Below are 8,313 nucleotides of genomic sequence, written 5' to 3' on the forward strand. Positions count from 1 at the left end.
CCGGCGAGTCATCCCGCCGGGACGAGGGTCACATCAGAAATCGTAGCTCATCGTCACCTTCACGGTGCGCGGTTCGCCCTGGAAGATGTAGGTGCCGTAGCTCTCCACACCGGACCAGTATTTCTCATTAGTGACGTTATCCACGCCCACACGCCAGACCATGTCGTTCTGGTCAGCGTTGACGCGCATACGGTAGCGCACGCCAAGATCGAGCGTAGTGTAGCTGTCGAGCTTTTTAGTGTTTGCCGCGTCTGCATACTGTGAACCTGTATAGTTCACTTTGGCCGTTGCGGTCAGGCCTTCAATCGGCTTGATGTCATACTCGCCGCCAAGCACCGCGTAGAAGCGGGAGACGCCAATCGCGTCGTTGCCGTCGTTGGTGCCACCAGCGGTTTTGGTCATCTTCGGATCGAGCCAGGTTGTACTGCCGTTCAGGCGCAGGCCGAGCACCGGTTCACCAAACACGTTCAGCTCAATACCGCGGTTACGCTGCTCACCGTCCAGCACGTATTTGTTGTCGCCGTTCAGCAATGCCGACGGCTTTTTGATTTCGAACAGCGCAAGCGATCCGCCCACGCGCTCGTAGTCCATCTTCACGCCCACTTCATTCTGCTTCGAATGCAGGATCCCCATGCTTTCGCCGTAGTTCGCCGCGCCTTTCGGCGCGTTATCGCCCGGCTGCAGCGCTTCGGTGTGGTTGGCATAAAGTGAAATCTCTTTCCACGGCTTGTAGACGATGCCGTAAGTTGGCGTCCAGCGGCTTTCGGTGTAGCGGGAAGAGGTATCTTCGAGGCCCGTAACATTGCTGTAGTTGCGCACCACCACTTTCTGATGACGTGCAGCGCCCGTCAGCAGCACCTGGTCGTCGAAGAAGCCCAGCGTGTCGCTCAGCAGCCAACCTTGCGTGCGGCTGCGGGCGGTCGTCAGCGGGTCGTAGTAGTCTCCGCCGAAATAGGCGTTGTCCGGTTTGGCAACATCGTGGTTATCGTAAATGTTGGTGGTCGGGTTGTTGGCCGACATGCGCCACGCGGTTTTATCCGTTTTGATCTGCGCGGAATAGCCAACGTTCACCTGGTGCGATACCGGGCCTGTGTCGAAGTTACCGCGCAGGCCGCCCATGCCGCTCCACGCATCGATAATGCGGTTGGTATCGAGGCGCCCGACGGTGGCGTCACCGCTTTCGTCAATCAGCTTCGGCGCCGAGTAGCTGCCGATTTCATGGGAGTGCTGCCCACCGAACGCCGCGTAGGTCGTCCAGTTGCTGGTCAGATCGTATTCGGCCTTCGCCATGCCGAACTCGCTTTCAATGTCGCTGTAGCCCCACTTCTGGCTGTAGTTTTTCGTTGTGTCCGGCACCTCGGGAATGAAGTTCACGCCGGTGATGTTGAGCCCCATCTCGCCGCCGTGGAAGGTTTTCTTCTGATAGCCTAAATCGAGTGAAGTACGCAGGCGATCTCCACGGTAATCCAGCCCCAGAGAAGCCAGCGTTGTGCGGCGCTTATCGGCATCGATCGCCGTTTCACCTTCGCGATGCACGAGGTTCACGCGCGCGCCGAACTGGTTGCTGTCGCCAAAGCGACGGCCCACGTCAACCGTGCCGCCGACCTGAGAATCGGAGGTATAATCCACGCCGACGCTGGCGTTTGGCGCATCTTCCGCACGTTTCGGCTCAAGGTTGATCATCCCACCGACGCCGCTACCCGCCGCGCCGTTCATCAGGCCGTTCGCGCCCTTGAAGATTTCCACGCGCTCAAGCATCTGGGTATCCATCACCTGACGCGGCACCACGCCCGGCAGGCCGCCCATCGTCATATCATCGCCGTCGAGTTCGAAGCCGCGAATTTTGTAGGTTTCCGCAAAGTTGCCGTAGCCCTGCACGGGCTGCACGCTGGCATCGTTGCTGACCACGTCAGCGATGGTTTTCGCCTGCTGATCTTTTACCAGCTTCGAGGTATAGCCGATAACGTTGAACGGGACGTCCATGGCGTTCTGCTCACCGAGCATCCCCATTCGTCCGCCGTGGGCAACCTGTCCGTCGAGGAACGCAGGCACCAGATCGTTGCCGCCTGCTTTAAAATCGCTGCCTTCGGTGGCCTGAACCACCATGGTTTCTTCGCCTTTTTTCGGGCCAGGGGTTGAGGTGTCCGCCGCAAGAGCGGAGTGTGAAACCGCGCCAATGGCAAGCGCGAGCAGCGTTTTACGAAACGCCGTAAAGTTGGTGTTGTGCATAATTGACTTTTAACGAGGCTAAGTGAAACAAAATGGCCCGTTGCCGGGCCGGTTTTTTTAGTGATTCAGCGCGATGCGCACGACGCGATCGGGCCCATCGGTCGAGTGATCTTTATTGAAGGCCTGCTTGACGGTGACATACAGCGTCTGGCCATCGGCGGAGAGCAGCAGGCTGTTTGGATTCGGCTTCAGATCCCAACTCTTTTTCACCGCATAAGAGGTGGCATCGAGGCTCAGCACTTTGCCAGATTCGCGCTGTGACACGTACAGTTCGTGACGTTTCGGGTTAAACACCACCCCAAGCGAATCACCGATATCCAGCTGCTTAATTACCTTGCCGCTATGGATATCCAGCACCAGCGTCGTTTTGGCTTTTGAGTTGTCGGTAACGAACAGGCGGCCGGTGTCGCTGTCTTCGGCGATGTTCAGCAGCAGCGCAGGTTTGTCGCCCAGCGGCTTCCAGCGATGCTCAATGCGGTTGTTGCGTGGATTGATGACCAGGATTTCCCCACCGCCGTTAGCCGCATATATGCGTCCGGTACTGGCCGAATAGTGCAGCCCGGTCATCCATTTGCCGGTGTTTTTGATACGGTTTTTTAATTTGAGCGTTTTCGCGTCCACCACCCAAATCACCGCCGGATCGGCCACCGCACCTACATACAGCGTGTCGTTATGCAGCAGCACCTGGCGTGCGCCGTACGGCAGCCCTTTTTCGTTACGCTCCGGGAACAGCAGGCGTGCTTTTACCTTGCCGTCAGCGGTGTTCAGCGCGCTGATGCCGCCGTCCAGCGAGTTAGTGACGTAGACCGTCTGGCCGTCGTCAGAAATCGTCATGCCGAAGTTTTTCAGATCCGTGTGGCTCGCGCCGAGGGTCTTCAGCGTCTGTGGGTCGAGCTTATACACCACCCCGCCCTGCACGTCCTTAAAGCCTTCAGCGCTGGAAACATACAGCGCATCGCCTTTCGGGCTCAGCGCCATTTCGTACAGGCCATCGGCAAGATCGCGCTGGATCAGCTGCTCAGCTTGTGCGGCAGCCTGTAGCTGCGGTGCGGGTTGCGGGGCTTTCGTGCTCTGCGCAGCACAGCCCGCCAGAATGAAGGCCAGTGCCATCGCGGTGAGTTGACGTTTCATGAAAAGTTCCCTTCAAAAGATAAATAAAAAAGAGAATGAGAACTATACGTATTATCTTTATTTCTTCAAGCATAAACATTCACGGGGAGAATGGATGGAAATCAGGTATTGAGCGGTTTTTAGAATGGAGGTAAGCAGGTGTCGTCTGCAGGTAAGCTGTGCGGCCTGATGCCCTCTCCCCGGCCAACCTGCCACATGGCGAGGGAGGCTGATACAAAAAAAAATCCTCTCGGGAGAGGATTTTTGCTGTTTGCCTTACCGGGCCCGTCGGGCAGGCTGTCAGGCGTTGTGCAACTGCTTCTCCTGCGCCTCCATTAACGCTAAACGCAGGTTGTCGTTGTTGTCACTTAACAGCTCACGCGAGCGCCAGGCGTCGAGCCCGGTCATGATACTCAGGATTGCCGTACGGCAATGGTTGTTGCCGTTCGCCAGCGCGACTTTCGCCTGCGCGCGCGGGCAGCCGGTCAATTCCATCACGAGGGCAATCTGCCGCTCCTGCCAGCGCGTGGTGTTACCCTGCACGTCAACCCGCAGGTTGCTGTAAACGCGCCCGCTGCGGATCGCTATCCCGGTGGTCAGCATGGTGAGGATCTGTTTTTGCGCCAGCTGCGCTTTCGGGTTGTTATACCCGGCGACAACCTCCGGCCCGGTTGGCGGCACGACGGCGATATCCGCTAACTGAGCAGCTTCGCTGCTGGCATCCTGAGTCACTATTGCCACTCTCGCACCCAACGACCACGCATGGCGCAGCGCGCCCCAGACCCACGGCGTTTTACCGCTGATGCTCAGGCCGATCAGCATGTCGTTGTTGCTAAAGGCAATCGCTTCCAGATCTTTTACCCCGCGATCGTAATCTGCAGCCGCCAGCTCCGAGGTTTGCACCATCGACTGCAGCCCGCCCGCCATCAGCGCCAGCAGCGAGTGCTTATTGTCCGGCGCAAATTCCCCCGCCGCCAGCACGGCCGCACGGCCCGATGCGCCTGCACCAGCCAGTATCACGCGGCCACCGCGGCTCAGCGTTGCCGTCGCGTTGTCCACCAGACGGGTTATCTCCGGCAAACAGGCGGCAATGGCATCGGTGACCAGTCGGTCTTCCCTGTTGATCATCGCCAGCATATCGTGGGTCGAAAGCTTGTCGATCCCGGTGGTTTCGGCGTTGCGACGTTCCATCGCAGAACTCATTGGCTTAATGCTCATGACAACCTCCTTGGTTAGCGTCCTTATTCACTATAAGGTTATTCTGAGCGACAGCCTGCGAGTGCCGTCACGCTTCCCCGCCCGCATGGTAAATTTCCTTTTTTTTACGCGGCTTTAAAAAATCTGCCCCGGCGGCGATAATTACCCCTTTGAGGTTAGCCGTGAGATCGACATGAGCGATTCCCCCCTCGCCGCCGCCCCGCTAAAGCGGCGGATGAAACTCAGTACCCTGGTGACGTTGATGGTTTGCAGCGTGGTAGGCACGGTGCTGATCCTCGTCTGGGCCCTGTGGCTCGGACAGATTGGCAACGCCACGCGCGATGGCGTAAAAGAAACGGCGCTGGCGGTGGCGAGAACGCTGGCGGATTCCCCCGAAGTAAAACGGGGCCTGCTTCAGCCGCCGCAGGATAGCCCCATCGCGCCGCTCGCTCACGCGGTGCAGGCGCGCAACGATCTGCTGTTCGCCGTGGTAACGGACATGCGCGGCATTCGCTATTCGCACCCGGATAACACCCTCATCGGCAAACCCTTTATCGGCGACGATCTCCACCCGGCGCTGGCAGGTCACGAGAGCGTGGCGATTAACCACGGCGTGCTGGCCGAAGCGCTACGCGTGTTTACGCCCGTCTATGACGATAATCACCGGCAGATTGGCGTGGTGGCCATCGGCATTTCGCTCAGCAAAGTGGATGAACAGATAAGCCGCGGACGCTGGGGCGTGATCTGGAGCGTCCTGTTCAGCATGGTCGTCGGGAGCATCGGCATCTGTTTTCTGGTGTGGGTGCTCAAGCGTGAGCTGCTGGGCCTTGAGCCATCCGAGCTTTCAAGCCTCTTTCAGCAGCGCCAGGCGATGCTCCAGTCGCTGAAGGAAGGCGTGATGGCGGTGGACGCCCAGGGTCGCGTGACGGTGATAAACCACGCCGCTCGCCAGATTTTGCTCTCCTCATCAAGCATTGCCCAGGGCGAGCCGGGCCAGGCCCAGCTGCTCAACAACCTCACCGAAGTGGTCGCCAGCGGCGAACCCATTCAGGACAGAGAGCTCGGCTGCAACGGTCGCCTGCTGCTCAGCAATACCGTGCCCGTTCGCAGCCAGGGTCGCGTCATTGGCGCGATCAGCACCTTCCGCGATAAAACCGAAGTCAGCCAGCTGATGCAGCGTCTTGACGGCATGGTCAACTACGTCGATGCCCTGCGCACCACCTCGCACGAGTTCATGAACAAGCTGCACGTGATCCTTGGCCTGCTCAGCATGAAAAGTTACGATAAGCTTGAAGAGTACGTATTGCAGACCGCGCAGACGTATCAGACCGATATCGGCGCCATTCAGCATCGGGTGAAATCACCGGTGGTGGCAGGCTTCCTGATCGGCAAAATCAACCGGGCAAAAGAGCGTGGCTTTAGCCTCCAGCTGGCCGATGAAAGCCTGGTGCCGGATAACCCGAATGAAAAACAGGTGACGGTGCTGGTGACGGTGCTCGGCAACCTGATTGAAAACGCGCTGGACGCCATGAGCCAGCAGGAAGAAGGCGAAGTGAGCCTGCTGATGCATTATCAGCAAGGCTGGCTGACCATTGAAGTCAGTGACGACGGCCCCGGCATTCCCGAAGCCAATCTGGAGGCCATTTTCGCCAAGGGCTTCTCCACCAAAGGCGAGAACCGGGGCGTCGGCCTGTTCCTTGCCAGCCAGCAGTTAGATGAACTGGGCGGAACGATTACGGTAGAATCCGAGCCCGGCGTGTTTACCCAATTTTTTGTCAGTCTCCCGTGGGACAGTGAAAGGAAGAGTGCGTGATAAATGTATTAATTGTTGATGACGACGCGATGGTCACCGAGCTGAACCGGATGTATGTTGCCCGGGTGCCCGGTTTTCACTGCTGCGGCACCGCTTCCACGCTGGCGCAGGCTACGCTGATGGTCAACGATCCCGCGCTGGATATCGATCTGGTCCTGCTGGATGTCTACATGCAGCAGGACAACGGTCTGGATCTGCTGCCGGCGATCCGCGCCTCCGGGCGGGCGATTGATGTGATCATGATCTCCTCTGCCGCCGACGCCGCGACGATCCAGACCTCCATTCACTACGGCGTGGTCGATTACCTGATCAAGCCCTTCCAGTTCCCGCGGTTTGAAGAGGCGCTTACCGCCTGGCGTGAGAAGAAAAACCTGATGGGGGCGCACGCTTATTACGAGCAGGCTGACGTGGACAGGCTACTGCACGGCGGCACGCCGGAAGTGGCCGACAGCAAAAAGCTGCCGAAAGGCTTAACGCCACAGACGCTGCGCACCATTTGCCAGTGGATTGACGCCCATCCGGGCACGGAGTTTTCGACCGACGATCTGGCAAATGCGGTCAATATTTCGCGGGTATCATGCAGGAAGTATCTGATTTGGCTGGCGCAGATCAACATTCTGTTCACCAGCATTCACTACGGCGCCACCGGGCGGCCGGTCTATCGCTATCGTCTTGTGGCGGAACAGTACGGCCTGCTCAAGCAGTACGGTCAATAAGGCGATAGCTGTCGTCGAGCAGGGTAAAGCGGAACTGGCGACGGGAAGAAAGCACCACTTCCCGCGCTTTGGTGACGAAAATCGCTTCGATATCCTCGCGTCCTTTCAGCATCCGGCAGCCCTTCTCCACGCCCGCACCGTACAGTAGCGTGGTCCAGATATCACCGTCGAGTGAGTCGGTGGAGATGATGGTCACGCTGTCGAGTTCGTTATCCAGCGGGTAACCCGTTTGCGGGTCGAGGATGTGATGATAGCGCTGGCCGTTCTGCTCGAAGTAGCGTTCATAGGTGCCGGAGGTAACCACCGATTTGTTGGCGATTTCCATCGCACCCACCAGCGCATCAGCATTCGAGAACGGTTTTTTCAGCCCGATGCTCCAGCAGCCCTGCGGCGTGCCGAGCGTCTGGACGTTGCCGCCCAGATTGATCAGCCCTTCAGTCACGCCCTCTTTTTGCAGAAGATCGCGCACGCGGTCGGCGATGTAGCCTTTGGCGATCGCACCGAGATCGATTTCCATCCCTTTGCGGGTTAAGAACACGCTCAGCGCGGTATCGTCGAGCACGACGTCTTCTGGCCTGGTGACGTCCAGCAGGACCGCAATCTCATTTGCAGGCGGCACGCTGTCGCCTTTAAAACCAATGCGCCAGCGTTTGACCAGCGGGCCAATCGCCAGGTTGAACGCGCTGCCGGGCAGCATACTCGCAGCTTTGGCGCATTTAATCAGCTGATACACCGGACGGCTGACCGCCACCGGACGTTCCCCGGCAGCGTGATTGATATCCATCACCTGCGACTGCGCGCGGTTAACGGTCAGCAAATCTTCGTACTGTTTGATAAGGCCAAATACGCGGGAAGCCAGCGGTTCGTTGTGGGAGAAGAGCTTCAGCAGGATGGGCGACCCCATCAGAACGGCGGAATAGCTGTAAACCGAATCGTCTGTTGGCATGGCGGTTGCCCTCATCATGGTGGTGGCTCTTTTGGTGGCGTTTGCCGGATGGGTTGACCCTCACCCTAACCCTCTCCCTCAGGGAGAGGGGACTGATTGTGCACGCAATTAATAACAGCGCCAGTCTGGTTTTCTCCCACTCTCCTGAGGGAGAGGGGACTGATTGTGCACGCAATTAATAACAGCGCCAGTCTGGTTTTCTCCCACTCTCCTGAGGGAGAGGGGACTGATTGTGCACGCAATTAATAACAGCGCCAGTCTGGTTTTCTCCCACTCTCCTGAGGGAGAGGGGACTGATTGTG

Annotated in this window: 6 protein-coding genes; 2 read left to right on the top strand and 4 right to left on the bottom strand. The window is 58.3% G+C overall.

Going from position 1 to position 8,313, the window contains the following annotated elements; all coding sequences use genetic code 11:
• Positions 1-33: 33 nt before the first annotated feature.
• The 3 genes from RTU33_RS00565 to RTU33_RS00575 form a co-directional block, all read right to left on the bottom strand.
• Positions 34-2,229, bottom strand: a complete 2,196-nt coding sequence (locus RTU33_RS00565) for a TonB-dependent siderophore receptor (RefSeq protein WP_312624590.1) — start codon at positions 2,227-2,229, stop codon at positions 34-36.
• Positions 2,230-2,286: 57 nt separating this feature from the next.
• A complete protein-coding gene (locus RTU33_RS00570) occupies positions 2,287-3,360 on the bottom strand; it encodes a YncE family protein (protein ID WP_312624591.1) in 1,074 nt (357 codons plus the stop codon).
• A 279-nt stretch (positions 3,361-3,639) separates the two neighbouring features.
• Complete coding sequence (locus RTU33_RS00575; RefSeq protein ID WP_312624592.1) at positions 3,640-4,557, bottom strand: N-acetylmuramic acid 6-phosphate etherase; 918 nt, start codon at positions 4,555-4,557, stop codon at positions 3,640-3,642.
• Between the two features lie 172 nt (positions 4,558-4,729).
• Between RTU33_RS00575 and RTU33_RS00580 the strand changes: the two genes are divergently transcribed.
• Both RTU33_RS00580 and dcuR read left to right on the top strand, forming a co-directional pair.
• A complete protein-coding gene (locus RTU33_RS00580; protein ID WP_312624593.1) occupies positions 4,730-6,349 on the top strand; it encodes a sensor histidine kinase in 1,620 nt (539 codons plus the stop codon).
• Positions 6,346-7,065: a two-component system response regulator DcuR gene (gene dcuR, locus RTU33_RS00585; RefSeq protein WP_312624594.1), complete on the top strand. Its 720-nt coding sequence runs from the start codon at positions 6,346-6,348 to the stop codon at positions 7,063-7,065. Before RTU33_RS00580 ends, dcuR begins: the two co-directional genes overlap by 4 nt.
• Here the strand turns inward: dcuR and RTU33_RS00590 are convergent.
• Positions 7,046-8,011 carry an FAD:protein FMN transferase gene (locus RTU33_RS00590; RefSeq protein ID WP_312624595.1) on the bottom strand — a complete coding sequence of 322 codons (966 nt, stop codon included), beginning with the start codon at positions 8,009-8,011 and terminating at the stop codon, positions 7,046-7,048. The two genes, dcuR and RTU33_RS00590, sit on opposite strands and share 20 nt — an antisense overlap.
• Positions 8,012-8,313: the final 302 nt, after the last annotated feature.

This window comes from Scandinavium sp., from assembly GCF_032012665.1.
Taxonomy (GTDB): Bacteria; Pseudomonadota; Gammaproteobacteria; order Enterobacterales; family Enterobacteriaceae; genus Scandinavium.